At 48.6% G+C, this 25,823-nt stretch carries 20 protein-coding genes; 12 read left to right on the top strand and 8 right to left on the bottom strand.

Annotation, left to right across the window (positions count from 1 at the left end):
* The first annotated feature begins 25 nt into the window (after window positions 1–25).
* Both rpmE and DI392_RS09655 read left to right on the top strand, forming a co-directional pair.
* Complete coding sequence (rpmE, locus tag DI392_RS09660) at window positions 26–244, top strand: 50S ribosomal protein L31 (RefSeq protein ID WP_109319701.1); 219 nt, start codon at window positions 26–28, stop codon at window positions 242–244.
* 260 nt (window positions 245–504) lie between these two features.
* Window positions 505–1,794, top strand: coding sequence for a malic enzyme-like NAD(P)-binding protein (locus DI392_RS09655; protein ID WP_109319700.1), 1,290 nt, complete (start codon window positions 505–507; stop codon window positions 1,792–1,794).
* A gap of 201 nt (window positions 1,795–1,995) precedes the next feature.
* Here DI392_RS09655 and metJ read toward each other — a convergent pair whose 3' ends face one another.
* Complete coding sequence (gene metJ, locus DI392_RS09650; protein WP_109319699.1) at window positions 1,996–2,313, bottom strand: met regulon transcriptional regulator MetJ; 318 nt, start codon at window positions 2,311–2,313, stop codon at window positions 1,996–1,998.
* 308 nt (window positions 2,314–2,621) lie between these two features.
* Here metJ and DI392_RS09645 point away from each other — a divergent pair, with 308 nt between their 5' ends.
* The 3 genes from DI392_RS09645 (at window position 2,622) to metF (ending at window position 7,472) form a co-directional block, all read left to right on the top strand.
* On the top strand, window positions 2,622–3,812 hold the full coding sequence (locus DI392_RS09645; protein ID WP_109319698.1) for an O-succinylhomoserine (thiol)-lyase: 1,191 nt from the start codon (window positions 2,622–2,624) through the stop codon (window positions 3,810–3,812).
* Window positions 3,812–6,217: a bifunctional aspartate kinase/homoserine dehydrogenase II gene (locus tag DI392_RS09640; protein WP_109319697.1), complete on the top strand. Its 2,406-nt coding sequence runs from the start codon at window positions 3,812–3,814 to the stop codon at window positions 6,215–6,217. Before DI392_RS09645 ends, DI392_RS09640 begins: the two co-directional genes overlap by 1 nt.
* 367 nt (window positions 6,218–6,584) lie before the next feature.
* Complete coding sequence (gene metF, locus DI392_RS09635) at window positions 6,585–7,472, top strand: methylenetetrahydrofolate reductase (RefSeq protein WP_109319696.1); 888 nt, start codon at window positions 6,585–6,587, stop codon at window positions 7,470–7,472.
* A gap of 147 nt (window positions 7,473–7,619) precedes the next feature.
* Here metF and DI392_RS09630 read toward each other — a convergent pair whose 3' ends face one another.
* From DI392_RS09630 to argE, 3 genes are all read right to left on the bottom strand, one after another.
* Entirely contained in the window at window positions 7,620–8,159 is a 540-nt protein-coding gene (locus DI392_RS09630; protein ID WP_109319695.1) for a PadR family transcriptional regulator, read from the bottom strand.
* 430 nt (window positions 8,160–8,589) lie between these two features.
* Window positions 8,590–11,226, bottom strand: a complete 2,637-nt coding sequence (ppc, locus tag DI392_RS09625; protein ID WP_109319694.1) for a phosphoenolpyruvate carboxylase — start codon at window positions 11,224–11,226, stop codon at window positions 8,590–8,592.
* A gap of 352 nt (window positions 11,227–11,578) precedes the next feature.
* Window positions 11,579–12,718 carry an acetylornithine deacetylase gene (gene argE / locus DI392_RS09620; protein WP_109319693.1) on the bottom strand — a complete coding sequence of 380 codons (1,140 nt, stop codon included), beginning with the start codon at window positions 12,716–12,718 and terminating at the stop codon, window positions 11,579–11,581.
* A 157-nt stretch (window positions 12,719–12,875) separates the two neighbouring features.
* Between argE and argC the strand changes: the two genes are divergently transcribed.
* The 5 genes from argC (at window position 12,876) to DI392_RS09595 (ending at window position 19,874) form a co-directional block, all read left to right on the top strand.
* Complete coding sequence (gene argC, locus DI392_RS09615) at window positions 12,876–13,880, top strand: N-acetyl-gamma-glutamyl-phosphate reductase (protein ID WP_109319692.1); 1,005 nt, start codon at window positions 12,876–12,878, stop codon at window positions 13,878–13,880.
* 15 nt (window positions 13,881–13,895) lie between these two features.
* Window positions 13,896–14,690 (top strand): acetylglutamate kinase, encoded by a 795-nt coding sequence (gene argB, locus DI392_RS09610; protein WP_109319691.1) that lies wholly within the window; start codon window positions 13,896–13,898, stop codon window positions 14,688–14,690.
* A gap of 103 nt (window positions 14,691–14,793) precedes the next feature.
* Window positions 14,794–16,008 (top strand): argininosuccinate synthase, encoded by a 1,215-nt coding sequence (locus DI392_RS09605; RefSeq protein ID WP_109319690.1) that lies wholly within the window; start codon window positions 14,794–14,796, stop codon window positions 16,006–16,008.
* Between the two features lie 86 nt (window positions 16,009–16,094).
* The gene (gene argH, locus DI392_RS09600) at window positions 16,095–17,969 is read left to right on the top strand and encodes an argininosuccinate lyase (protein ID WP_109319689.1); all 1,875 of its coding nucleotides are present in this window, start codon (window positions 16,095–16,097) and stop codon (window positions 17,967–17,969) included.
* A 420-nt stretch (window positions 17,970–18,389) separates the two neighbouring features.
* On the top strand, window positions 18,390–19,874 hold the full coding sequence (locus DI392_RS09595; protein WP_109319688.1) for an alkaline phosphatase family protein: 1,485 nt from the start codon (window positions 18,390–18,392) through the stop codon (window positions 19,872–19,874).
* Between the two features lie 74 nt (window positions 19,875–19,948).
* Here DI392_RS09595 and DI392_RS09590 read toward each other — a convergent pair whose 3' ends face one another.
* Entirely contained in the window at window positions 19,949–20,215 is a 267-nt protein-coding gene (locus tag DI392_RS09590; protein WP_109319687.1) for a DUF3624 domain-containing protein, read from the bottom strand.
* Window positions 20,216–20,452: 237 nt separating this feature from the next.
* Here DI392_RS09590 and DI392_RS09585 point away from each other — a divergent pair, with 237 nt between their 5' ends.
* Window positions 20,453–20,743: a co-chaperone GroES gene (locus DI392_RS09585; RefSeq protein ID WP_109319686.1), complete on the top strand. Its 291-nt coding sequence runs from the start codon at window positions 20,453–20,455 to the stop codon at window positions 20,741–20,743.
* A gap of 64 nt (window positions 20,744–20,807) precedes the next feature.
* The gene (gene groL, locus DI392_RS09580) at window positions 20,808–22,454 is read left to right on the top strand and encodes a chaperonin GroEL (RefSeq protein ID WP_109319685.1); all 1,647 of its coding nucleotides are present in this window, start codon (window positions 20,808–20,810) and stop codon (window positions 22,452–22,454) included.
* Between the two features lie 264 nt (window positions 22,455–22,718).
* Here groL and DI392_RS09575 read toward each other — a convergent pair whose 3' ends face one another.
* Genes DI392_RS09575 through DI392_RS09565 form a run of 3 tightly spaced genes read right to left on the bottom strand, consistent with a single transcriptional unit; the run spans window position 22,719 to window position 25,777 of the window.
* Entirely contained in the window at window positions 22,719–23,402 is a 684-nt protein-coding gene (locus DI392_RS09575) for a phosphatase PAP2 family protein (protein WP_109319684.1), read from the bottom strand.
* Window positions 23,395–24,834, bottom strand: a complete 1,440-nt coding sequence (locus DI392_RS09570) for an ArnT family glycosyltransferase (RefSeq protein WP_109319683.1) — start codon at window positions 24,832–24,834, stop codon at window positions 23,395–23,397. The genes DI392_RS09575 and DI392_RS09570 overlap by 8 nt, the downstream gene beginning before the upstream one ends.
* Window positions 24,824–25,777, bottom strand: coding sequence for a lysylphosphatidylglycerol synthase transmembrane domain-containing protein (locus tag DI392_RS09565; protein ID WP_109319682.1), 954 nt, complete (start codon window positions 25,775–25,777; stop codon window positions 24,824–24,826). Before DI392_RS09565 ends, DI392_RS09570 begins: the two co-directional genes overlap by 11 nt.
* Window positions 25,778–25,823: the final 46 nt, after the last annotated feature.

Here is a 25,823-nt window from a genome sequence, read left to right as displayed (position 1 = left end):
CACGGCCTATAATGAGGTTTTCCCCATGAAAACAGGTATCCATCCTGAATACAAAGCTGTAAAAGCAACTTGTTCTTGCGGCAACTCTTTTGAGTTCAACTCAACTCTTGGTAAAGACAGCATCCACCTGGACGTATGTGACAAATGTCACCCATTCTACACTGGTAAGCAACGTATCGTTGATACAGGCGGCCGTGTTGATCGCTTCAACAAGCGTTTCGGTGCTCTTTCCAGCAAGAAGTAATAGCTGCAACCGTAGTTATACCGAATTTAAAAAAGGACGCTCAGGCGTCCTTTTTTCATACCTGAAAGATAAACATGTTTTAATGACTGGAATTGGCTCAATATCTGCTCCAGATATCAATAATAAACCTATCCTTGTTGCATAATCTGGTTGTTAAAGTTATTAAAATATCAACGGGCAGAACTATGAAGTTTGAAGCGGATCGCCTAAAATTGACACCACTTAATCGTTTTCCTCTAACCTTTTAGGAACAAAGAATAATGCCTTCAAATACATCGTCCTCAACAACACCATCCGATGACTCCCGCAAAGAAGACCTTCGCCAACAGGCTTTGCATTATCATGCTTATCCCACGGCGGGTAAGATTGGTGTGGCACTGACCAAGCCAGCGGATTCTGTCGAGGATCTGGCGCTGGCATACAGCCCAGGTGTGGCCGAGCCTGTCCGTGAAATCGCGCAGGATATCAATAATGTCTACAAATACACCGGTAAAGGCAATATGGTGGCCGTGATTTCTAATGGTACCGCTATTCTGGGTCTGGGTAACCTGGGGCCTTTGGCTTCAAAACCGGTAATGGAAGGTAAGGCATTGCTGTTTAAGCGATTTGCCGGTCTGGATTCGATTGATATTGAAGTGAAACACCGCACCATCGACGAGTTTGTCGATACGGTTGCCAATATTGCCGATACATTTGGTGGCATTAACCTGGAAGACATTAAGGCTCCTGACTGTTTTGAGATTGAACGCCGCCTGATTGAACGTTGTGATGTTCCGGTATTTCATGATGACCAGCATGGTACCGCTATCGTGACGGCTGCGGGCATGTTGAATGCGATAGAGCTGCAGGGTAAAGAGTTGTCTGAGTCTAAGATCGTTTGTCTTGGCGCAGGTGCGGCGGCTATTGCTTGTATGGAACTGCTGATTAAGTGTGGTGCTCAGCGTGAGAAGATCTACATGCTGGATCGCAAAGGTGTTATCCATACTCGCCGTGAAGATTTGAATGAACATAAGAAGCTGTTTGCAAACAACACGGATAAACGCACTCTGGAAGATGTTATTGACGGTGCGGATCTGTTCCTTGGTGTATCCGGACCGGATCTGTTGCCAGCGGATGCGCTCAAACTGATGGCGGACAAGCCGGTTGTATTTGCCTGTTCTAACCCGGACCCAGAGATTAAGCCTGAACTGGCACATGCCGTGCGTGATGACCTGATCATGGGTACAGGCCGTTCTGACTATCCGAACCAGGTGAACAACGTTATCTGTTTCCCGTTTATCTTCCGTGGCGCATTGGATGTACGTGCCAGTGAGATCAATGATGAAATGAAACTGGCGGCTGTAGAAGCTATTCGTCAACTGGCGAAAGAGCCGGTTCCGGAAGAAGTGAAAAAAGCGGCAGGCGTAACCGATTTGGAATTCAGCATGGAATACATTATTCCAAAACCGATGGACCCACGCCTTCTGCCACGAGTCGCTAAAGCGGTTGCACAGGCAGCGGTTGATTCCGGCGTCGCACGAATCGATATGCCGAAGAATTATATGGCGTAAGAGAGATAAAGCAGAATACAGGAATATCTGAGGCTAGACCGCTTCGCTGCTAGAAGCTAGAAGCTAGATACTATAAAACCCAATCAATTGACTTATAAAGACAATGATTGGGTTTTCTGTATTCTTTAAGCGCAGCGCTCTGTACTCTTTCTCTAGTCTCTAGTCTCTAGTCTCTAGTCTCTAGTCTCTAGTCTCTAGTCTCTAGTCGTCAAACGACTCGAACTCAATCCCCATTTCCGTCATCAACGCCTTGGTCTCTGCCGGGATATCATCAGGACGGTCTTTTCGTAAATCTTCATCCGTTGGTAGTGGCTGGCCGGTGTAGGCGTGCAGAAATGCCTCACATAGCAACTCACTGTTGGTGGCATGACGCAGGTTATTGATTTGACGTCTTGTACGTTCATCCGTCAGAATTTTCAACACTTTCAACGGAATAGAAACCGTGATTTTTTTTACCTGTTCGCTTTTTTTTCCATGTTCCGCATAGGGACTAATATAGTCGCCATTCCAGTCAGCCATTACGCACCTTCATTCTAAAATTGTAACTACACCCGGTAGACTTTAGTTTCAGCTCGTGCCATTTCAGCATGGATTCACTGACGGCTTTGCTGTAACTTCAATTAACAGGGAATCACCAGTAATAAGCATGAATTTTATCCGGATTTACCGCCATAAGCAAAGACATATAGACGTCTAGAGCTATTGACGGCTTAAAAAACTACAAGTAAAGTGACCAAGTCGAACTAATCAGAGGCTCTTTCAAAGAGATAATGTGTATTAGTATTGGCACTGCTCAACATACATAACCACCCGGAAAGGAAACCTCTATGACTGATTCAAAAGCTAAAGCCAGCCTGAATTTTCAGCAAAATACGGTGGCGGTTCGTACCGGTATTGAGTCTGACACTCAGCATCATGCCGTGGTCCCACCTATCTATCTTTCAACAAATTATGCGTTTCCGGCTTTTGGTGATGTTCCTAAGTATGACTATACCCGTTCTGGCAACCCGAACCGCAGTCTGCTGGAAGAAGCGCTGAGTGAGCTCGAAGGTGGTGAAGGTGCCGTAGTGACGAACTGCGGAACGGCTGCCCTTAATTTGCTGGTGTCTGCTTACCTGTCACCGGATGATCTGATTGTTGCTCCGAATGACTGCTATGGGGGCACCTACCGCTTATTTAATTCACGAGCGGTGAAAGGGGATTTTAAGGTTCTTTTTATCGATCCTTCAGACGATAAAGCGATGCAGAACGCTCTGGCACTGAAGCCGAAGCTTATTCTGCTGGAAACTCCGTCGAATCCACTGGTCAGGGTGACGGATATTGAAAAAGTGTGTACCCAGGCCAAACAGGTTGGGGCCATGGTGGCGGTGGATAATACCTTTTTGACACCTATATACCAAAAGCCTCTGGAGCTGGGCGCGGATTTTGTTATCCACTCAACAACCAAGTATATCAACGGCCATTCTGATGTGATTGGTGGTGTCATCATCGCGGCACAGAAGGAAAAAGCCGAAGAGCTGGCGTGGTGGGGGAACTGTATAGGTTCCACTGGAACGCCGTTTGACAGTTACCTGACTTTGCGGGGTATTCGTACTCTTGGTGCCCGGATGCGGGTACATGAAGAAAACGCCAATGCGGTATTGGCTTACCTGCAGCAGTCTTCAATGGTGAGTGTGATCTATCATCCGAGCCTGCCTGATCATAAAGGGCACGAGATCGCGAAAAAACAGCAAAAGGGCTTTGGCTCTATGCTTAGTTTTGAATTTAACGGCTCTCAGGCGCAGCTGGAAACCTTCGTTGGTCAGTTGCAGCTGTTTTCTCTGGCTGAGTCTCTGGGTGGGGTTGAGAGCCTGATTTGCCACCCGGCATCAATGACTCACAGAGCAATGGACGATAAAGCGCAGCAGGAAGCTGGAATAAAACCAACATTACTACGTCTGTCTATCGGCCTTGAAGATTATCGTGATCTGATTGCTGATTTGAAACAAGCATTTAATACGGTTCAGGAGGAAAGTTAATGACCGTTTCCCGTCAGTTGCATAAATTTGGTGGCAGTAGCCTTGCCAATCCCGAGTGTTATAAAAGAGTGGTCACCATTCTGTCCAAGTATTCCGGGAACGATGATTTAGTAGTGGTATCCGCAGCCGGTGATACCACTAACCGTCTTATTGAATGGGGTAACACATTACAGAAAGACGGGCGACTGGCGCATGAGTTACTGATGAAGATACACGAGTTTCAGTCAAACCTGATTGAAGAGCTGCTATCAGAGCCAGAACCTTATCTGCAGCAGCTTAGGGACGAAATTGCGGCACTGGGAGAGTTAGTCGTACCGATAACTGAAGCTCAGTTATCGGCAGCACTGGCGCATGGTGAGCAGTGGTCATCCCGCTTGATGACTGCGCTGTTGGTTGAAAATGAGTTGCCAGCGGTAGCGGTGGATGCCAGGATGTTTTTGCGTGCGGAGAGATCCACCCAGCCGGAAGTGGACCGAGCTGCCTCCTGGGCCCTGATAAAAGAAACCCTGGCTCAGCACCCGGGGCATCGTACCGTGATCACCGGCTTTATTGCCAAAAATGAGCAAGGAGAGACAGTCCTGCTGGGGCGTAACGGTTCCGACTATTCGGCAACCGTGATCGGGGCTCTGGCCGAAGTGCGTAAAGTGACCATTTGGAGTGATGTGGCCGGGGTGTTTAGTGCGGATCCCCGTAACGTGAATGATGCCTGTCTGTTACCCTTACTACGCCTGGATGAGGCCAACGAGCTGGCTCGCCTTGCCGCGCCGGTGTTACACAGCCGGACGCTTCAGCCGGTCTCTCAGAGTGCCATAGATCTGGAGCTGCGTTGCAGTTACCAGCCAGAAGCCGGGTCGACTCGCATTGAGCGGGTTCTGGCGTCTGGACGGGGAGCTAAAATTATCACCTCCCTGGATGATGTGATGCTGATTGAGCTTAACTTTGGTCATCAGCATGATTTTGAGCATGCAGCGGAGGAGGTCTTTGAGGCTTTGCTCAGGGCTCAGCTACAGCCACTGGCATGGGAACGTCATCCGGATCAGGCTTCGGTTCAGCTGGCCTACACCCGGGAAGTGGCTTCCGGAGTGCTCAGTTATCTGCAGGATCTGACCGTTGCTGCTGAAATTAAGCTGAAAGACGGTTATTCAATGGTAGCCGTTGTCGGAGCCGGGGTCGCAAACAACCCTATTCACAGTCATGGCTTTTATCAGCAGTTGAAAAGTGCCGCTGTTGAGTTTATCTGCGAATCTGAGTCCCAGCTGAGTATGGTTGCGATATTGCGCCAGACTGAAACCGCAGAGTTAGTTCAGAGTCTTCACACCCACCTGTTCCAGGCTCAGAAGCGAGTTGCGCTGGTATTGTGTGGTAAAGGCAATATTGGTTCCAGCTGGGTCGAATTGTTTGCCAAACAAAGAGCCGAGCTGGAAAGACGGCGGGGCATGAGTTTTGATCTTATTGGTATTCTGGATCACAGCCACTACTGGCTCGACTTTGCCGGGTTAGACCCACAAACTGCCCTGAACCGTTTTGAAGATGAAGCGGTCGCGAATGATGGTAAGGAATGGCTGGAAAAATTGCACCATCAGACTGATTTTGACGAAGTAATCGTATTGGATGTCACCGCCAGCGAGTCGATTGCCATGCAGTATCCGGAAATCGCAGAGCGCGGCCTGCATCTGATTTCTGCCAATAAAGTCGCGGGTTCGGCAGCGGGACACTTTTATCACAAAGTCCAGGATGCGTTTGCGAAAACGGGTCGCTACTGGCTGTACAACGCCACGGTTGGAGCCGGCCTTCCGATAAACCATACCGTACAGGATTTAAAACAGAGCGGAGACGATATTCACGGACTGTCTGGTATTTTCTCTGGCACGCTTTCCTGGCTGTTCCAGCAGTTTGACGGCAGTATGCCGTTTATGGAGCTGGTGGACCTTGCCTGGCAGCAGGGGCTGACAGAGCCCGATCCCCGCTCAGATCTGGACGGCTCTGATGTGATGCGTAAGCTGGTGATTCTGGCGCGTGAGTCGGGGCTGGAACTGGAGCCGGAACAGGTGAAGGTCGAATCTCTGGTACCTGAGTCACTGAAATCTCTGTCACTGGATGCCTTTTTTGAACAGGGCAGTGAATTGAGTGAGGCACTGGCAGAACGTCTGGCGAAGGCGCAACGGGAAGATAAGGTGCTGCGTTACGTTGCCCGTTTAGAGAAAAATGGTCAGGCGACAGTCGGTATTGAGGCTTTACCTCAGCACCATGCGCTGGCAAACCTGCTGCCGTGTGACAATATCTTTGCTATTGAGAGTGCCTGGTATAAAGATAATCCGCTGGTTATTCGCGGGCCGGGGGCGGGTAAAGCTGTGACCGCTGGTGCCATTCAGTCGGATATTAACCGGCTGTCCGGGATGCTTTAAAGAAACCAGATACTAGATCGCGTTGCTTCTAGAGACTATAAAACCAAAAGCGCAAAGGTCGCTGCGCTTGAAGGTGGAAGGGGTTAAACCGTTGCTAAATATAGGTAGAAAGCAGGGGAAGGGACTGCTCCAATTTTATCTATACCATTCAAAATGGCAACGGGCTAACTCCTTAGCCCTTCCCCCCTTCATCCTTTTCTCTCCTATACTTCTATCTGATTGAGCTCTGCTCATTATCAACATGAACAAAATTCATGGTTGTGCTGTTGACATTAACCTTTATTCATTACATTCTATGGACATATAGACGTCCAAACGCAAAATAACAGCAGACGCAACTTTGTAGCCGTTTCACAGGGAGAAAGATATGGGTTATACACACGCAGGCCATATAGATGCACTGAACCAGAATATTGCTGAACTGAGTGATATTAATGTTTCTTTTGAGTTCTTTCCGCCGAGCAGCGAAAAGATGGAAGAGACACTGTGGAATTCAGTACATCGCCTGAAAACGCTACAGCCTAAGTTTGTCTCTGTGACTTATGGGGCGAACTCGGGAGAGCGCGACCGTACTCACTCTATCATCAAGGAGATTAAGGAGCAGACGGGTCTTATTGCCGCTCCACACCTGACATGTATTGATGCAACAAGGGATGAGCTGAAAGCCATTGCTGAAGACTACTGGCGGAATGGTATCCGCAACATTGTTGCCCTGCGTGGTGATATTCCTCCTGGCGGTGGCACACCTGAGATGTATGCGTCTGATCTGGTTGCGCTGCTGAAATCCCTGCACGATTTTGATCTGTCGGTAGCCGCGTTTCCTGAAGTTCATCCGGAAGCGAAAAGTGCTCAGGCCGACTTGCTGAACCTAAAGCGTAAAGTGGATGCGGGGGCTAACCGCGCTATCACTCAGTTTTTCTTTGATGTTGAGAGTTACCTGCGTTTCCGTGATCGTTGTGTGTCTGCGGGGATTGATGTTGAAATTGTACCGGGCATTCTGCCGGTGTCTAACTTCAAGCAGGCTTCTCGCTTTGCTGCGATGAATAACGTAAAAGTACCAGGCTGGATGGCGAGACAGTTCGAAGGACTGGATGATGACCCTGTGACTCGTCAGTTGGTGGGGGCAAGCCAGGCGATTGATATGGTTCGGGTTCTGAGCCGGGAAGGTGTGAAAGATTTTCACTTCTACACACTGAACCGTGCCGAGATGACCTACGCGCTTTGCCACACTCTGGGTGTGCGTCCACAGAAGTAATCGGTTCATCGCGAATCAGGCTGGATAAGAAAGTAAAAAGAAAGGATAAAGGCGAAAACCTTTATCCTTTTTTCATTCCCGGTATTTGATACCTTGGCAGCATTAGGTTACTTCAGTATCAGCCGTTCCCGAGGCTGGAGGGTGAAATCAGGCGATTTCGTCCAGCTCACTCAGCACTTCTTCAGCCCAGCTAATCCAGGCTTCACGCATAAACAGGTTACGACGCAGCGTCATACGTTCCAGTCTGGCCTGTTTACCCAGAGTGTCCGGGTTAGGGTAGTGAGTTGCTTCCAGCTCAGTATAAGTAGCAACCAGCTTTTTCGATTCTTCAATCAGGCTGGTTACCTGAGTTTTAAATGCTGCAGGATCTTCAATCGAGCAGGCCATCAGTTTTGCTGAGAACTCGTCACGAATAGTGGTCTGTGCCGTTGGCTGGGCAAACCATTCTGACAGGGCCTGACGGCCTTTATCAGTAATGGAATACACCTTACGATCCGGCTTTCCTTCCTGTGGTTGTAGCTCACAGGTCACCATTTCGTGCTGTGCCATTTTATTCAGTTCCCGGTAAACCTGCTGATGGCTGGCTTTCCAGAAATACCCGATGCTGTATGAAAACTCTTTGGTTATATCATAGCCAGTAGCATCTTTCGTGCTTAGTACTGTCAGAATAACGTGTGGTAATGACATGTCTTCAATCCAAATATAATCAATTGTAAGAATAAAACGCTACAGGCAGTTTGAGCGATTCTGTTGCCACTCTGCCGATGTGTGATTCGCCTGAGCGTATCCATCCGGATATTTTCAGATGGTGATGTCACCTCATTAAAAGCCGTTTTACCACCTAGCTGATGTTAAAAGTGTCAATAATACTATTTGATTCCAAGGGTAATAATGCCACTTGGTCTCAGGGTTCTGACAAAAAATATATTTATTATGCTTGTAATAGAAGTATAGCTGATGCACAGCGGAGCGTAGCATATCTTAAAATATAAGCATGAAGTAGAATAGTGGCCCATATTGTCCCAAATTAAAATTTATTATCTGGATGTTGTTATTTGACAAAAAAAAAGACCACTATGTGTGGTCTTTTTGTCCTTAAATTGAAATATTATCTGGTTTAACCTGTATTTCGCATACCGGTTGCGATACCGGCTATGGTCACCATTAATGCTTCTTCCAGTTCCTGAGCCGGACTTTCGGTCTGGCGTGTGCGGTACAACAATTCTGCCTGCAGAATATTCATCGGCAGGATATAGACGTTACGCAGGCGGATGGATTCCAGTCCCCACGGATCGCTTTGCATCAGGTTTTCGTTGTTTTCAACGTTCAGCACAGCCTTAATGTCTTTTTGCAGTTGTTCACGCAGATTATCACCCAGACGCCAGAGTGACTTATCGGTCAGCCTCTGGTCATAATGGCGGGACATTTCAGGATTACATTTGGAGTACACCATCTCCAGCATACCAAGACGCGTTGAGAAGAATGGCCATTCGCGGCACATTTCTTCCAGCAGGGCCTGATGGCCATGGTCGATAGAGTACTGGATGGACTCACCTGCACCCAGCCAGGCCGGCAGTACCAGACGGTTCTGGCTCCAGGAGAAAATCCACGGAATTGCCCGCAGGCTTTCTACGCCACCGTTCGGGTTACGTTTTGCCGGACGTGAGCCAAGAGGCAGTTTACCCAGCTCCTGCTCCGGAGTAGTCGCACGGAAATAAGGGACGAAATCCGGTTCGCCACGTACGACATTACGGTAGGACTCACAGGATACTTCCGACAAGACTTCCATCAGGTCGCGCCACTCTTGTTTTGGCTCTGGTGGTGGCAGAAGGTTCGCTTCCAGAATAGCACTGGCGTACATATTAAAGCTGTTCACGGCGACTTCTGGCAGACCCAGTTTGAAGCGGATCATTTCTCCCTGCTCGGTGACACGCAGGCCGCCTTTCAGGCTCTTCGGTGGCTGAGACAGCAGTGCGGCATGCGCAGGAGCACCACCACGACCAATCGTACCGCCACGGCCATGGAACAGTGTCAGTTCAATGCCGGTTTCTTCGGCAACGTTAACCAGTTTTTCCATTGCATCGTATTGTGCCCAGCCTGCCGCCATTGCACCGGCATCTTTGGCTGAGTCAGAGTAACCGATCATGACCATCTGGTGGTTCTGGATGAAGCCGCGGTACCAGTCGATATCCAGCAGCTGCTTGATAACCGCTTCTGCATTGTTCAGATCTTCCAGGGTTTCAAACAGCGGGCAGACATCCATACGGAACTGACAGCCAGACTCTTGCAGTAACAGGTGCACAGCCAGAACATCAGACGCGGTACGCGCCATAGAGATCACGTAGGCACCAAACGCATCACGAGACTGGCTGGCGATGATCTTACAGGTATCCAGTACTTCCTGAACCTCTGGTGATGGTTCCCAGTCACGCGGGAACAATGGGCGTTTGGAGCTTAGCTCTTTCACCAGGAAGGAGACTTTATCCTGTTCACTCCACTGATCGTAATCACCCAGCCCCAGATAGCGGGTCAGTTCAGACAGTACGTCAGAGTGGCGGGTACTTTCCTGGCGGATGTCCAGGCGAACCAGGTGCACACCAAATGCCTTGATTCGACGTAGGGTATCCAGCAGAGCGCCATCGGCGATAACACCCAGGCCACATTCATGCATGGACTCATAGCAGGCGTACAGTGGGTCCCACAGTTGGTCGACCGTTTCCAGTACTGGTTTATCCGGTACGGCTGCACCTTTAAGTTTCGCATCTGACACTTCCAGAGTATTGCGCAGCAGTACACGTACTTCTTTCAGTACAGCACGGTATGGTTCGTGAGCGTCTTCACCAGCCAGCTCGCGTACTTTAGCATTGCAGTTGGTCATAGACAGCTCGCTGACCAGTTCCTGAATATCGCCAAGGTACAGATCAGCGGCTTTCCAGCGTGACAGCAGCAGGACTTCACGGGTAATTTTGTGGGTTACGAACGGGTTACCGTCGCGGTCACCGCCCATCCAGGAAGAGAAATGCACCGGGCGGGCATCAATTGGCAGCCCTTCATCCAGATAGTTTTGCAGACGCTCATCCAGATCGCGAAGAAAATCCGGTACCGCTTTCCACAGTGAGTTTTCAACCACAGCATAGCCCCAGCGAGCCTCATCCAGTGGAGTCGGGCGTTTTTTTCGCATGTCGTCTGAGTGCCAGGCCTGAGCAATAAGCTGCTCCAGACGGCGCTCATTTTTCTGGCGCTCTTTTGGAGACAGGTCAGTCAGCTCAAGCTGGGACAGGCATTTGTTGATTTTGACCAGTTTGTTGATCATGGTACGACGCGCAATTTCCGTCGGGTGAGCGGTCAGTACCAGCTCAATATCCAGGTTACGTACCGCTTCAGCTGTTTCCTGTTTACTGATGCTATTGTCGTTTAACTTAGAGAAAAGGGTATTGACCGCATCTGGTTCACATACGTGAGACTCGCAATGGCGAGAAATAGTATGGTACTGCTCAGCAATATTAGTCAGATTCAGAAATTGGTTAAACGCACGTGCCACAGGCAATAGTTGATCATCCGGAAGGGTGGATATTTCTTTTATCAGTTCTTCGCGTGCTTGTTGATCGTTGTTGCGCTCGGCGGACTTGGAAAGCTTACGGATAAGTTCTACTTTTTCTAAGATCGCATCTCCGTGCGCGCTTTTTATTGTATTGCCAAGTAAATGGCCCAGCATGCGCACATTTCCTTTGAGCGCTGCGTATTTCTCGTTCATGGTCGTCCTGCCTCGTAATTAAATTACATAGAAGAATCCTTGCTAGGATGGGTAATCTAGCCAAATTCTGTGCTGAGAGTCAAATAATTGCTAGGTGTAAAAGTTTTTAATTGAGTTTATTTGATTTTGGTCATTTATTAAACTCACCATTCTATGAATGGATGAAATTAACTTTCATTTTGTTAGAAATCAGTAGCCTCCCGTTAGCGGGAGGCATAAGAAATGACCCTGAAATTAAGCATAGTCAATGATAACTAAGCGTAGTCAAAGATTACTGCGCATAGACGATTACTAAGTTTGCATCGTCTGTTCAGCACAAATAACGTCAACTTACACTTTAACTAAGGTCAACTTAACTAAAGCAACTGCGTCGAATTGTGTTGGACAGGATATCGATGGTCGGCTGAATAAAGTCGAAAGACAGGTATTCATCCGGCTGGTGTGCCTGAGCAATGGAACCTGGTCCCATCACCAGTGTCGGACATACCTGATTCAGAAATGGTGCTTCGGTACAGTAGTTCACTGTGTCTGACGGTTTGCCGCAAATATGTTCCATCTCGGAAATAAACGGATGCCCGTGTGCACATTCATAACCAGGAATGGCATCGTGTAATGGCGTAATAGCGATTCTGCCCGGCCATTTTGCATCAACTTCTGTTAGTGCTCCCCGCAGCATATTTTCCAGCCCGTCCAGACTGATCCCCGGCAGAGGACGGACATCGTAATGCAGTTCACAACAGCCACAGATCCTGTTGGCGCTGTCCCCGCCGTGAATATGACCTAAGTTCAGGGTTGGGTTAGGAATGGCAAAGCCAGGGTGGTGATACTCTTTAATCAGCCTGTCGCGCAGTTGCATCATCGCGTACAGAACTTCATACATAATCTCAATGGCATTCACACCAAGTGATGGGTCGGAAGAGTGCCCCGATTTGCCGGTGACGCGGATGGCGTTTGCTACGTGTCCTTTATGAGCACGAATTGGCACCAGCTCGGTCGGTTCACCAATCAGGCAGTAATCCGGCTGAATCTGGTGGGTTTCTGTAAAGTGGCGGGCACCGGCCATGGTGGTTTCTTCATCGCACGTCGCCAGAATATACAGAGGACGGCTTTGTTTGCTCCAGTCCATTTTTCTGACCGCTTCAATAATAAAAGCAAAGAAGCCTTTCATATCGGCGGTGCCCAAACCATAGAATCGATCGTTGCTTTCAGTCAGAGTGTGCGGGTCGAAACTCCAGCGTCCTTCATCGTAAGGCACGGTGTCAGTATGCCCGGCCAGAAGCAGGCCGCCTTTACCGCTGCCCTTTTTGGCCAGCATATTCATTTTTCCGGGGGCGACTTCGGTCACTTCTACATCAAAATTCAGGTCTCTGAGCCAGGTCGCCAGCAGTTCAATAACTTGTGAATTACCTTCGTCCCAACGCGAATCCGAAGAGCTGATGGATGAGGTAGAAATCAGGCCACTGTAGACCCCTTTAAAATCAGGTAATTGCATAATATCTTCACTTCCACTATTGACATATACCCTCTAAGAGGATAAAAAGCATATTAAATCATTATTTGTGAATAGAAAATCAAATAATGACAAATTTTAGGTATGAATAATCACTTTTTCACATAAGTGAGTAATCAAAGAAACTGGATGCGTTGAGATGTTAAAAACCACAATTATCGGTGCCAGCGGTTATACAGGAGCAGAACTTGCTCTGCTGGTAACGAAACACCCTGAGCTTACGCTAACAGGTTTATATGTTTCCGCCAACAGTGTGGATGCAGGAAAGGCGATTAGTGAGCTACACGGCAAGCTGGCTGGCGTAACCGATATGCCGGTTCAGCCTTTGACGGATCCGGCTGCTGTTGCTGCTGAGTGTGATGTGGTTTTTCTGGCGACGGCACATGAAGTGAGCCATGACCTGGCTCCTTACTTTATTGATGGCGGTTGTCAGGTGTTTGACCTGTCTGGCGCGTACCGGGTGCAGAGTGATAGCTTCTATACGACTTTCTACGGTTTCGAGCATAAATATTCAGACTTGCTCAGTAACGCTGTGTACGGACTGGCTGAGTGGAATGAGGCCGAAATTAAAAACACCAACATGGTGGCCGTAGCGGGTTGTTACCCAACAGCATCACAGCTGGCCATTAAGCCTCTGGTTGAGCTGAACTTTCTGGATCTGAATCAATGGCCGGTGATCAGTGCCGTGAGCGGTGTGTCCGGAGCAGGACGTAAAGCCAGCATGGTAAACAGCTTCTGTGAAGTCAGCCTGCAGCCATATGGCGTGTTTACTCACCGCCACCAGCCGGAAATTGCGTCACACCTGGGATGTGACGTGATTTTCACTCCGCATCTGGGCAACTTTAAGCGTGGTATTCTGGCGACGATCACCATGAAACTGGCGAAGGGCATCACTGAAGAGCAGGTCGAGCAGGCGTTTGTAAAAGCATACAAAGATAAGCCGGCTGTTCGTCTGAAGCATCAGCAGATGCCGAGAGTACAAGACGTACAGTTTACGCCTTTCTGCGATATCGGCTGGAAGGTACAGGGTGAGCATGTCATCGTCGCTTCTGCTATCGACAACCTGTTGAAAGGTGCATCCACCCATGCGATGCAGTGTCTGAATATCCGTAACGGCTTTGCGCCGCTTACTTCACTGATCTGAGTGTAAGGAAGAATAATGAGTCAGGTATTAAAACCATTGGTCATTAAATTAGGCGGTGCAGCACTGTCTTGTTCAGAAACGCTGGCCCACCTTTTCCACGCAATTAAAGCTTATCAGCAGCAAGCACAGCGTCAGATGGTGATTGTACACGGTGGGGGTTACCTGGTAGACGATCTGATGACCCGTCTGCAACTGGAAACGGTGAAGAAGAACGGCCTGCGTGTTACCCCTTACGATCAGATTAACGATATGACTGGTGCACTGGCAGGAACGGCAAACAAGTTGCTGCAGGGCGAAGCGATTAAAAACGGACTGACGGCCGTTGGCTTAAGCCTGGCTGACGGTGGCCTGTGTCAGGTAGAAGAGCTGGACCCGGAACTTGGTGCCGTAGGTAAAGCCACTGCGGGCAATGCGGATGTGGTAAAAGCCATCCTTCAGGCTGGCGCTTTGCCAATCATCAGTTCTATCGGTATCACGGCTGAAGGCCAGTTGATGAATGTCAATGCGGATCAGGCCGCAGTTGCTGTGGCTGGCGCACTGGATGCCGAGCTGGTCTTGCTGTCAGACGTCAGTGGTGTTCTGGATGGCAAAGGTCATCTGATTCCGAACATGGATAAGACACTGGCAGATGAGCTGATTGAAGCTAAAGTCATTACAGATGGTATGATTGTGAAAGTGCTGGCTGCACTGGATGCGGCCAATGATCTGGGCCGCCCGATTGAAGTGGCGACCTGGCGTTATCCGGAAAAACTGACCGAGCTGTTTGCCGGCAGCAGCATTGGAACTCAGTTCCAGCCACAATCGGCTTAATGACGAAGCTTTATTTAAATACAGAATTTAATACCCCCGGTTTACTGACCGCCGCCAACTCAGATTGGAAATCAGGTCCGGGACAGACGAAGAGAGAAACAATATGAGCAAGGTTAAAGTAAATAAAGTCGTAGTAGCCTATTCCGGCGGTCTTGATACATCAGTGATCATTCCGTGGCTGAAAGAAAACTATGGTTGTGAAGTGGTCGCATTCGTGGCCGATGTTGGTCAGGGTGAAGATGAACTGGTCGGCATTGAAGACAAGGCGATGGCGTCAGGTGCTTCTGAAGTGTATATCGCAGACCTGAAAGAAGAGATGGTTGCAGATTACATCTACCCAACCCTGAAAACAGGCGCGCTTTATGAAGGCAAGTACCTGCTGGGTACGTCTATGGCTCGTCCTATCATTGCTAAGGCTCAGGTAGAGTGTGCTCGTAAAGTAGGTGCTGATGCACTGGCTCACGGTTGTACCGGTAAAGGTAACGACCAGGTTCGTTTTGAAGGTGCATTTGCTGCACTGGCACCGGATCTGCACGTTATTGCCCCATGGCGTGAGTGGGATCTGGTCAGCCGTGAACAGTGTCTGGATTACCTGGCAGAGCGTAACATCCCATGTACTGCTTCTCTGACTAAGATCTACTCTCGTGATGCAAACGCATGGCACATCTCTACTGAAGGTGGTGTACTGGAAGATACCTGGAATGCGCCAAACGATGACTGCTGGGCATGGACGAACAGCCCTGAAGCAGCCCCAGACGAAGCTGAATATGTGACCCTTAAAGTACAGAAAGGCGAAATCGTTGCGGTTGACGGTGAAGAGCTGAGCCCGTATCAGGTACTGATGAACCTGAACGATAAAGGTGTTAAGCATGGTGTTGGCCGTATTGATATCGTAGAAAACCGTCTGGTGGGCATGAAGTCTCGTGGTTGTTACGAAACTCCGGGGGGCACCATCATGATGGAAGCTCTGCGTGCGGTTGAGCAACTGGTTCTGGACAAGAGCTCTTTCGAATTCCGTGAAGAGCTGGGCGTGAAGGCGTCTCACCTGGTTTATGATGGTCGCTGGTTCACTCCTCTATGTAAGTCAATCCTTGCTGCTACAGAAGAATTGGCGCAGGATGTGAATGGTGAAGTGGTTGTGAAACTGTATAAAGGTCAGGTAACGGCAACTCAGAAACGTTCTGAAAACAGCCTGTACAGCGAAGAGTTTGCGACCTTTGGTGAAGATGAAGTATACAACCAGAGTCATGCAGAAGGCTTTATCCGCCTGTACTCTCTGGCAAGCAGAATCCGTACACTAAACGCACAAAAAAAATAATAATCATATAGTAAGTATGCCCTCTTAATAATAAGAGGGCACAAAAAAGCAGAATAAGCATATATCTGGAAGCAGGAGATAACACAATGGCACTATGGGGCGGAAGATTTACCCAGGCAGCAGATACACGGTTCAAAGACTTTAACGATTCACTGCGCTTTGATTACCGATTGGCTGAGCAGGACATTGTTGGTTCAATCGCCTGGTCTAAGGCGCTGCTTTCAGTAAATGTGCTGACCGAGCAGGAACAGCAGAAACTTGAGCTGGCTCTGAATGAGCTGAAGCTTGAGGTAATGGAAGATCCGGAACAGATCCTGAAATCCCATGCAGAAGATATTCACAGCTGGGTTGAGCAGCAGCTGATCAATAAGGTCGGCGATCTGGGTAAAAAACTGCACACCGGCCGTTCACGTAATGATCAGGTCGCGACAGACCTGAAGCTATGGTGTCGTCAGCAGGGCCATCAGTTGCTGATCGCTCTGGATAACCTTCAGTCAAAAATGGTGAAAGTAGCAAGAGAGCATCAGGATACGGTGCTGCCTGGCTATACCCACCTGCAACGTGCGCAGCCAGTGACGTTTGCGCACTGGTGTCTGGCTTACGTTGAGATGCTTGACCGTGACTACTCTCGCCTGAATGATGCCATCAACCGTCTGGATACCTGTCCTCTGGGCAGTGGTGCTCTGGCGGGTACCGCTTATCCGATGGATCGTGAGGAGCTAGCACATAACCTTGGTTTCCGCAGAGCGACCCGTAACAGTCTGGATTCTGTTTCCGACCGGGACCATGTGATGGAGCTGATGTCTATTGCGTCTATCTCTATGCTGCACCTTTCTCGCCTGTCAGAAGATATGATCTTCTACAACTCTGGCGAATCCGGTTTTATTGAGCTGGCCGATACGGTGACTTCTGGTTCATCCCTGATGCCGCAGAAGAAAAACCCGGATGCACTGGAGCTGATCCGTGGTAAGTGTGGTCGTGTCTACGGTTCTTTGGCTGGCATGATGATGACAGTCAAAGCGCTGCCCCTTGCGTATAACAAGGATATGCAGGAAGACAAAGAAGGTCTGTTTGATGCGCTGGATACCTGGAACGACTGCATGCAGATGGCGGCGCTTTGCTTCGACGGTATCAAGGTGAATGGTGAGCGTACGCTGGAAGCGGCTAAGCAGGGTTATGCAAACGCCACTGAGCTGGCTGATTACCTGGTAGCGAAAGGCATTCCGTTCCGTGAAGCTCACCATATCGTTGGTGTGGCTGTGGTTGGCGCTATTGCCAAAGGTTGTGCACTGGAAGAACTGTCCATTGCTGAGCTGAAAGAGTTCTCGGAAGCCATCGAAGATGATGTGTACGATATTCTGACCATTGAATCCTGTCTGGAAAAACGTTCTGCACTGGGTGGGGTATCGCCAAAACAAGTGGCTTATGCCGTGGATCAGGCGCAGCAGCGTATTGATCAGCGTGATCTGTCTGCCGTGAAGGTTCGTCCGGCTCGCCTGACCGACATTGATACGCTGGAAAGCATGGTGGCTTACTGGTCATCCATGGGTGAAAATCTGCCACGCTCACGCAATGAGATTATCCGTGATATTGGCTCTTTCGCTGTGGTTGAGCATCAGGGTGAGGTGACAGGCTGTGCGTCACTGTATGTGTATGATTCCGGTCTGGCTGAGATCCGTTCACTGGGTATTGATCCGGGCTGGCAGCGTCAGGGACAGGGCAGTGCGATTGTGCAGCACCTGGTTGACCGCGCGAGAAAAATGGCCATCCAGAAAGTGTTTGTTCTGACCCGTACACCGGAATTCTTTATGCAACATAACTTCCTGCCGACTTCTAAGAGTCAACTGCCGGAGAAAGTGCTGAAAGACTGCGATCAGTGCCCTCGTATTCATGCGTGTGATGAGGTGGCTCTGGAAATTAACCTTTGTGAGCAGGTCATTTTACGTACCAGCGTGGCATAACAGCGTTAAGTCATGGAATTGTCAGAGAAAAGATCTTTTTTGAAAAAAAACAGAAAAAAAGGATCTTTTCATGGAACCAACTAAGGGAAGGCTGGTCATATAAGTACCACTGCTTTTTCTTAGATGAATCTAAGAAGGCCCCTCGTCAGAATTGATGTAGGGGCTTTTTTCTTTCTTTAACCCTACGTTTGTCTTAAATCCTCAGCCTTGCTTGCTTTCGGTAAAATCTCCTCACGCTTCCGTATTTATCAAGTGTTATGTTATTACGTTTTTCACAAACTCTTCAAATAACCTTCATCGAAATGATCATTAATATTACTTAATTCCTATTACTCTGTAGCCCTGATTGGGTGTGTACTGGTTCTATCTCTATTCACTCGCACGCCCAGAAGAACAACATAATAATTTAGGAGAGCAGTTGTGAAAGGAAGTTATCTGGCTTTAGCCATCAGTGGTATTTTAGTGTCTCTGCCTGGGTGTAGCAGCACAGTAACTAAATCTGCAATGGACGTTCCACAAAAAAATGACGTGTGGTACTCCGATGCCGAAGCCAAAATCGCGAAAGCTAAAGCGATGAAGCCGATTGATAAACCGGCGAAGAATGTGATTCTGTTTGTGGGTGACGGTATGAGCATCGGCACCGTGACGGCAGCGCGTATCTTTGAAGGTCAGCGTCGTGGTTTGTTGGGTGAAGAGTATAGCCTGACAATGGAATCCCTTCCACACATGGCATTGTCTAAAACTTATAACACAAACTCTCAGATCCCTGACTCTGCCGGTACGGCAACAGCGATGGTCACCGGTGTGAAAAGCAAACAGGGTGTGATCAGTGTAGATGACAATGTGCACCGTGGTTTCTGTAATACAGCTATCGGGAATGAAGCAACGACAGCCTGGGAACTGGCTGCCGAAGAGGGTTTGTCTGCAGGGGTTATCTCTACCGCTCGTATTACTCACGCAACACCGGCAACGACTTATGCGCACAGTGCGGATCGTAACTGGGAAAACGACACTAAGCTGACCAACATTGCCAAAAACCAGGGCTGTGTCGATATTGCTCAGCAATTAATCGACTTCGACAAAGGTGATGGTCTTCAGGTGGTATTTGGTGGCGGTCGCCGTGAGTTCCTGCCGAACACTGTGGTGGATCCTGAAGGTAAAAAAGGTAAGCGTGGAGATGGCCGTAACCTGATTTCTGAATGGCAGCAAAAGCACCCGGACGGGCAGTATGTGTATGATAAAGCCGGTTTTGATAAGCTGGATGAAAAGACTACTCGCGCCTTTGGTCTGTTTGAAAGCAGCCATATGAAGTATGAAGCCGACCGCCGTGACGGTGAGCCTTCTCTGGCAGAGATGACGTCGAAAGCGATCGATATTCTGTCTAAGAACGATAAGGGCTACATCCTGATGGTTGAAGCTGGCCGTATCGACCACGCACATCACGCAACCAATGCAGCGCGCGCACTGGCAGACACGGTTGCCTTTGATGATGCGATTAAAGCGGCACTGGATAAAACCAACGTAGAAGATACGCTGGTCATTGTTACTGCTGACCACGCACACACCCTCATCATGAACGGTTATTCTGATCGTGGTAACCCGATCCTTGGTTTGTCTAAAAAGGGCGGCAAATACAATACGGATGACTTTGGTAAGCGTTATACGACCCTTGCCTATGGTAACGGTGCAAGTGCGGTGAACGGGGCTCGAGCTAATCCGACTCAGGAAGAAGCGATGCAGCTGGATTACATGCAGCAGTCACTGGTTCGATTTGGTTCAGAAACCCACTCAGGTGAAGACGTGGCGATTTTTGCCCGTGGTCCTCAGGCTTACCTGTTCCAGGGGGCGGTAGAGCAGAACTATATTTATCATGTGATGAATGAAGCGCTGGGGTTAGCGAAGTAATTCCGCCTGGCTCTGATAGCGAGTTGATAACCATTTAATGGCAATAAGAAAGCTCCTGCTTCAATCGGGAGCTTTTATTTTTTACGCCTTGGCTGCTTTCTGTATTTCTGCCGCAAAGGAATCTGAATAAAGCGAAACCATAGGTGTAGCAACAGGAGTCCGTTGAAGGCCAGGGTCGCAAACAACAGGGCAACCGCTTCAACGCTTTTCGGGTGCAGCCGAAAGCCAAACCACCAGACAAGCCAGCCTAGTATGGAAAGAAAAGTCAGCTGTTTCATACAGCGGGTACACCGGCCTATCTTTTTCCAGAACCAGTGAGTATCGCAATTTTTGCAAGCCATCAGTGTATATGAGTCATCGAAGTAACAGGATCCTTGTTAACAGTATACCAGCTAAGCATTGCGGCTATGTGTGCTTTAGAATACAGAAATTCTAAAAGCAGATCACAAAAAAACTGACGGCTCCCCTTGTGATTGCTTCTCATGCCCCCACATAAGTTTCACAAGACAATAAATATGCATTGTCTGTTGTAACCTAACCTACATTAATAATGGAAATTTAATCAGGAGAGACGACCGATGAATATTCGTCCTTTACATGACCGTGTTATCGTTGAACGCCAGGAAGTTGAATCAAAGTCTGCCGGCGGCATCGTGTTAACTGGTTCTGCTGCTGAAAAATCAACTCGCGGTACAGTTTTGGCTGTTGGCAAGGGCCGCGTTCTGGAAAACGGCACAGTACAGCCATTGGACGTTAAAGTTGGTGATACTGTTATCTTTTCAGAAGGCTACGGCACCAAAACTGAAAAAATCGACGGTAAAGAAGTTCTTATCATGTCTGAAAATGACATCATGGCTATCGTTGAATAATAAGCAATCGTTGAGTAATTCACTTTTCAACAGAAACAGAATCGAAATTTAAAGGAAATAAAAGATGGCTGCTAAAGACGTTAAATTTGGTAATGACGCACGAATCAAAATGCTGGAAGGTGTAAACGTTCTGGCAAACGCAGTAAAAGTAACTCTTGGCCCTAAAGGCCGTAACGTAGTACTGGATAAATCTTTCGGTGCTCCGACGATCACTAAAGATGGTGTTTCTGTCGCGCGTGAAATCGAGCTGGAAGACAAGTTCGAAAACATGGGCGCGCAAATGGTTAAAGAAGTGGCCTCTCAGGCGAATGATGCGGCTGGTGACGGTACCACAACAGCGACTGTACTGGCTCAGGCAATTGTGATGGAAGGCCTTAAAGCGGTTGCCGCGGGCATGAACCCAATGGACCTGAAACGCGGTATCGATAAAGCCGTAGAAGCGGCAGTAGAAGAGCTGAAAACATTGTCTGTACCATGTGCTGATACCAAAGCGATCGCTCAGGTTGGTACTATCTCTGCAAACTCAGATGAAACCGTTGGTAACATCATTGCAGAAGCGATGGAAAAAGTAGGCCGCGACGGTGTTATTACTGTTGAAGAAGGTCAGGCTCTTCAGGACGAATTGGACGTTGTTGAAGGTATGCAGTTCGACCGCGGTTACCTGTCTCCTTACTTCATCAACAATCAGGAAGCGGGCAGCGTTGATCTGGAAAACCCATTCATCCTGATGATCGACAAAAAAGTATCGAACATCCGTGAACTTCTTCCAACACTGGAAGCAGTAGCAAAAGCTTCTCGTCCTCTGCTTATCATTGCTGAAGATGTTGAAGGTGAAGCGCTGGCTACTCTGGTTGTGAACAACATGCGTGGTATCGTGAAAGCGGCTGCGGTTAAAGCACCTGGTTTTGGTGACCGCCGTAAAGCTATGCTGCAGGATATTGCTATTCTGACTGCGGGTACTGTTATCTCTGAAGAAGTTGGTCTGGATCTGGAAAAAGTAACTCTGGAAGATCTTGGTCAGGCTAAGCGTGTCACTATCACCAAAGAAAACACCACGATTATCGACGGTGTTGGTGAAGAAGTGATGATCAGCGGTCGTGTTACTCAGATCCGTCAGCAAATCGAAGAAGCAACGTCTGACTACGATAAAGAAAAACTTCAGGAGCGCGTAGCGAAACTGGCTGGTGGTGTTGCGGTAATTAAAGTTGGCGCAGCAACTGAAGTTGAAATGAAAGAGAAGAAAGATCGCGTAGAAGATGCACTGCACGCAACCCGTGCGGCTGTTGAAGAAGGCGTGGTTGCCGGTGGTGGTGTTGCGCTTATCCGTGCAGCTTCTAAAGTGGTTGACCTTGAAGGCATCAATGAAGAGCAGAACGTGGGTATCCGTGTTGCACTACGTGCGATGGAAGCTCCACTACGTCAGATCGTAGCCAACGCTGGTGATGAAGACTCAGTGGTAGCGAATAACGTAAAAGGCGGTGAAGCTAACTACGGTTATAACGCAGCAACGGGAGAATACGGTGACATGCTGGAAATGGGTATCCTTGACCCGACAAAAGTAACCCGTTCAGCACTGCAATTCGCAGCTTCTGTTGCTGGCCTGATGATTACTACCGAAGCAATGGTTTCTGACCTGCCTGCTAAAGATGGCGCTGGTGCTCCTGATATGGGTGGCATGGGCGGCATGGGTGGTATGCCGGGCATGATGTGATGCCATAACTCATTGAAAAATAAAAGGGTGAGCCGGAAGGCTCACCCTTTTTTATTTGAGGAAAGATAAATAATCTATCTTCGGAATACCTGTTAATACTAAACGGGAAAAGTCTTTGATCTGAACAAATATGATTCCACAAACCGCTCAAGACATCCCTGTACGCTAAAACTTGGGCATCCATGCCCAAGTACGTTTGTTCCACCATATTCATTCAGATGATCAGATACTTTGTCTGAATGGTATAAGACTTAGGGGTGAGGCTTATTTAGTGCGGTTATATATCCACTGGTAACTCAGCCAGGCGCAGACAAAAGAGAAATAGCCTCCCCATACCACGTCCGAAAGGTGGTGTCCTCCGGCGACGATACGGGCCAGGCTCACGGCAACATACCAGAACACCAGTGCATAGGTGAGATTTGTTGCCAGCGTCTTATATCCACGGCGACGTGCAGCCAGAGCTAGTACCAAAAAGGCTAGTGGTGTCGCGGCATGTCCGGACGGAAAAGAAGGCCCTTTATTGCCCCAGTTGGCTTCCAGTACCGCGCGGTGTGGTTCTGTACCGCCAAATTCAATGCTTTGAGATGGACGGGGGCGGCCGAAGTTATCTTTAAAGATGGAGTTCACAATCAGCCCCGGTCCGATCAGCAGAGAAAGAAACAGAGCTAACACGAGCCGGTTATACTTACGTACCGGTCTTTTGAAATAGGCCACGAACGGGTAGGCGAGGAAAAACAGCAGGCTACCGGTGACCGCCCACGGAATCGTATTGTAGAAAAAGACCGTCAGAAGGTTATCTTTTAAAGGAAACGTATTTCCGGCGGCATCGTAGAAAAGTCCGCTGACCAGCAAATCCAGATTCAGTAGCCGGATGGCGGCAGACAATAAAAGAATGACGATGGTAGCCACACCCACAGGTGCGTACTTTCCTTGTAACATATTATTCATACCCCAGGAATCCACTTACCTTATAGATTTTGTACTGGTACTTGCGGTCTGTCGATACTTGTCTGGTTAAAACGGTCAGCGCTTCAACCTGGCTAAAATATTGACGCCAATACGCATCGTTCAGTTCACCTGTAATGACTAGTGCTTCCTGCTCGTCACCAGTATAAGGGCGGGTCAGCTGGAAGTGGCTGGAAATATGGCTGCTCGGGCTCCATGCTTTGATATTCTCGTCATCCCCATTCATCGCATAAAACATCGCTTCCGTGATCTCTTCTCTGCCTTCGGCAATCAACAGACGATCCGGATACTGATCAAGGTAGGTTTTCACTTGTTCGCCCCAGGCTTTCCAGCCCCGAACCCGTTTGAACGGATCGTGCTTTGCCTGCAATTGTGCACCGCTCGCCTGTATGATCGGGTCGGCAAGCCAAACCACCATATTCAGAAGAAGATTTGTGGCCAGCATCGCGATTAACCATTTTCTCCGGTGCTGAAGGAAGTGCGCAAGACCAATAATAATGCCGACATAAGCTGGTGCCGCCCAGTTGGAGTTATATTTACCTTGTAGCGCAACCAGGCTGATGATGATCAGCATTGGCAGGCTGAATGTCAGCAACAGGTTTCTTGGCTTATCCCCCTTAATGAACCACCACCACATGACGATGAAGCCGACCGGGCCGATAATTCCTGCCTGTTCAAAGATAAAGCTGATCATCTTATCCGGACGAAGGCCGCCATTTTCAACATATCCGGCAGTGTGCGAAAAGGTTGGAAAATCGTTCTGATAGTTCCAGTAGAAGTTCGGGGTCAGAATGGCTAATGCAATAACCGCCATCACCCAGAGCCTCGGATTGGTCAGCTGTTTCTGATGACCGAAAAACAGCATATAACCCAATGCAGACAGAGAGAACACCGCCATATTGTATTTGGTCAGCAGACCCAGTCCGCAGATAACGGCGCAGATCAGCCAGTCACTCCAGGCATTGGAATCAATACTGCGGATAAAAAACAGCATGGCACTGCTCCAGAACAGGAACAGCAAAACATCGGTGGAGGTGATGGTGGAAGAAAATGCAACACCGGGCAGGGTAATAAACAGCACGGAAGCCCAGAAGCCGACTTTTTCGGAAATCAGTCGTCGCCCTAGTAAATAGATGACGTAACTGGTGAGTGGATAAACCAGAATCCCACCCAGCTTGATGGTATAAACGGAATCACCAAAGATCCCGGTGACCAGCGACAGTAACACCGCAATCATCGGCGGCTTTGAGTAATACCCCCAGGCCAGATCTTTTGACCACCACCAGTACTGAATTTCATCCACGTACAGGTCAACGCTGCTTATGGACAGGAAATACGCACGTATAACAGAAATGGCCAGGAAGATGATAAGCAAAGGCTTGAGCATTGAAGCCTGATTATCGTTAGTTGTCATAGTTTTTCTCAAGAGTCGTTGAGCGGGCTGGCAACATAAATACGATGATTGCGCCGAATATAGAATTAAACAGAATAAAAAAGTGCGAGTTAACGGCTGCTGCCACTAATTCTGCTTTAGTAATGATATCACTATCAGCGCCGTTACTCATCAGACCGAAAGAGACGGCGGCTTCATAACTGCCAAAGCCACCCGGTAAGCTGGGTAACATGCCGGAGACTTCACCAAACAGGGCACCGAAGGTGGTCTGGTCCAGAGTGAATGGTGTCATGCTGGCCAGCAGGGCGGCAAAGAGCAGTATTTTCACTCCCCAGTTCAGCCAGGAAAGCGCACTTATTTTCAGTAGCTTCCCATAAGTACTGGGAATATTGGTCAGGATCTGCCAGACGAAACGGGCTTTTTTGTATTTCCGGTAGCGGTATGTCAGCCAGATAAAGTGTTTACGCAGGAACGTACCGGAGAGAGGAATAAAAATGGCCAGAGTTAACCAAATCCAGGTTAAGTAGCTAAACTGGGTATAACAGATTAATGCAACGGCAATGGAAGCCAGAACATAGGCGTCAAACAGGCGCAGTACCAGCAGTGCCGGAACCGAATGAGAATAAGGTGTGGCAAAGGCTCTTTTCATCAGAATAGGGAAAGAAATTTCCCCGGCTTTTGCTGGCAACAGGTTGGCCCAGAATGTTTGCTTAATCACTAATGGCAGGACAATTTTTGTCGGAAGTCTGATTGTCGAGCTTTGGAAATAGGTGGAAATCCGGTAGCTGCGTACCAGATAGCTAAACCAGTAAAGCAGGGTAAACGCCAGTATGTGTTGCGTCGGAATCGCTTTCCAGAACGAAAGAAGGGTATTCCAGCCCCAGATAAAATGAACCGCAAGGATAACAGTAATAAACGTCAATACGGAAAGCAGTAACGAACGGTGTTTTATTGCTCGGGACATGAGAAATGCGGTATAATTAAAAACTTGATTAGTATACCACAAATTC

Source organism: Vibrio albus, assembly GCF_003144035.1.
Taxonomy (GTDB): domain Bacteria; phylum Pseudomonadota; class Gammaproteobacteria; order Enterobacterales; family Vibrionaceae; genus Vibrio; species Vibrio albus.
Note: the sequence above shows the minus strand (reverse complement) of the source record. Positions and strands in the feature narration are given on the sequence as shown.